This window comes from Deltaproteobacteria bacterium (assembly GCA_009929795.1).
Lineage (GTDB): Bacteria > Desulfobacterota > Desulfovibrionia > Desulfovibrionales > Desulfomicrobiaceae > RZZR01.
Genome location: RZZR01000250.1, coordinates 1 through 2,623 on the forward strand (window position 1 = coordinate 1; position 2,623 = coordinate 2,623).

The 2,623-nt window shown below is 67.3% G+C and carries 1 pseudogene; it reads right to left on the bottom strand.

Annotation, left to right across the window (positions count from 1 at the left end):
• Positions 1 to 2,079: pseudogene (locus EOM25_13825) on the bottom strand (hypothetical protein).
• Positions 2,080 to 2,623: the final 544 nt, after the last annotated feature.

The window sequence follows — 2,623 nt, forward strand, 5'->3', positions numbered from 1 at the left end:
CGTGTTCAGGAGTTCCCCCAGATGCTTGACCGCCCGGGCCAGCCGTTCCTGCCGGGCCTGCAGCTCATCGGCCCCAAGTTCCTCCAGTTGCCGGATCACGTCGGCCACACCCGCCCGAGCCAACTCGAGACTCCCGGCCGCCTGCTTAAGGGCCGAGGACCGAATCTGGTCATCCCCCCATTGCCGGACCAGCACGGACCGCCTGGCCCGGGCCTCGTCGAGTGCCCGGCGTCCCTGGTCCAGGGCCTCGGAGGCTTCGGTCATCCGCCGGTCCAGATCGTCCACATCCCTACGAAGATCCTTCAGCCCGGCTTCCCGGGCCGCCAGCCTGGCGGTCAGGGCTTCGCTGGTCTTGTCCAGCCCCTTGAGCCTTTGATCACCGGAAATTTCACGCATCCGGCAACCCAGGCGCTCCTCCAGTCGGACGGTCTCGGACTCGGCTTCGATCAGAGCCGATGAGTCCGCTTCCAGCCGCCTTCTGGTCCCGTCCGGGTCCAAGGCCGCCAGAACGGCCACGGCCGTGGTCACGGCCTCTTCGGCGGACCTTCTGGCCTCGGACAGCTCCTCGGCCTCGGCCAGAGTGGTCGCCCCAAATTCGATCAAGGCCCTCTCCAGCTCGTTGCCGGTCTTTCGGGCCCGTTCCCGGGCCAGTTCCAGATCCTGCAATCCCCCGGGCAGAATGCTGAACTCGGTACCTTCGCCCACCAGAATCCGGGCCTCGGCCTGAATGGTGATCTCCTGCCCGACCACGGCTTGCCGGCCATCCACAAGCACGGGCCGATCGGAGCGGACCAGTCTGACGCCCGTGGACCGGACGCCCAGGGCTCCTTGGGCCTCGCGTCTGGCCTCTTCCAAGGCCCGTAGCCGCCGCAGATCCTCCAAGCCGATCCTGGCCAGACCGGCCAGCCTTTCCTTCAGGCCGGCCAGATCCTTTTCCCGGGCTTCGACATTCTCGAGCCGGGCCACACTCCGGTCCCTCGCCGAACGCAGTTCGGCCCGGCGAACCTGGGCCCTGGCCAGATCCCGCGTCAGGCGAACTCTCTCGGCCACCCGGGCCGTCCGCTCAAGCCTTGCCTCGACGGCCCGAATCCGTTCCCGACCCTGAGCCCGCTCGATCCGCAAAGCATCCAGGCCGGTCTCGGCCGGACCGGTTTCAGCCTCCAGAAATTCGATCCGTTCGGAAAGGGAGCGGATCTCGGCCTCGGCCGTCTGAACCCGGTTGAACTCGGCCTCGGCCGCCAGGGCCGCAGCGTTCAACTCTCTGCGTCGGCCCTCCAATTCGGCCGCCCGGCGGAGATCGGCCTCGGCCTGGGACTGATCGGCCTCCAGTCGGGCCAGGTCGATCTCCCGGCGGGTCATGTCCGCTGTCAGCCGCTCCAGGGACTCGGCGTCCTGTTGGCGAGACCGAACCTTGCCTTCCAGTTCGTCCACCCTGGTCTTGGCCGCAACTGCCGCCTCCTGGGCCTTCCTGACCGGTGAACCCTGCCTGAAGGCTCCACTTTTGGTGAATATCTCGTCGTGACGCTGGGCCATGAGCGAAACTACCCGCTCGTCCCGGTCCGATTGGAGCATGGCCCCGCCCCCGGCCGCCTGCAGTCGCCTGACCAGATCGCCGTGCCGGTCCCTGGCCGTGACTGCCGGGTCGTTCCAGCTCTGGCCCTGCCAGACCCAGACGTGGCTCCAATGGCCGTCGATCTCCGAAAGTTTGGGCTGGTCCCCGCCCAGCAACGCGGCCAGTTCGTTCTCGGCCGCCTCGCCTTCCAGGACAACCCCGCCATGCGCGGTCAGGGTCGTCCTCCAACTCTGGCCGGAAAATCGCTTGAACAGGGTATACACCCGGCCACGGGCCTCGAAAACCAGTTCCACCTCGGGATGTCCGGTTCCCGTTCGGGACAGCATGGACTCGCGCTTCTGGCCTGTGGTCCTGGCCCGAAGGAACAGGGCCCGGTGCAGGGCCTCGGCCAGGGTGCTCTTTCCGCATTCGTTGGGCCCGCCCACCAAGGTCAAACCAGGATCGAAGGTCAGGGCCAGATTCTCGTGGACCCGATACTGACGGATCGTCGCCTCGAGGATGCGCATCCTTTACTCCCCAGCCTGAGCGCAGGCCGCGAACAATTCCCGCAGGGCCTGGCCGGCCGTTTCATCTCCGTTTCGAGCCTGGTCGGCCAAAATCCCGGCCACCCGGCCGATGAGCGGATCCCTGTCCCCCTGGGCCAGGGCCTCCATTTCAGCCGCCGAAGGCAGAGGGACGGTCGCATCGGCGAGCTTCAGCCGTAAAACCCTGGCCCTCAGGGAATCCAGAAATTCGTCCAGCCCGGTGGCCGTTTCAAGATCCAGGCTGCCTCTCAGCCCGAGGCGCAGGAGGCTCTCGTGAGCCCGATCCCCGAGCAGGTCCAGAACCCCGCGCCGAAAACCCTCCAGACCCGGCAAGGAGGTGAAGTCATGCTCCAACCCGACCCAGGTCAATCGGCCAGTGGCCTCGGCCCGGACCTCGGGCTCCAATCCCCGCCTGACCCCCACCACCAGGGTCTGCCCGGTCGAGTAGTCCCCACCCTTGGCGAACCGATCCGGCTCCGGGCTGCCCGAGTACCAGGCCTTGTCCGCGACCCGCTTGGTGCCATGC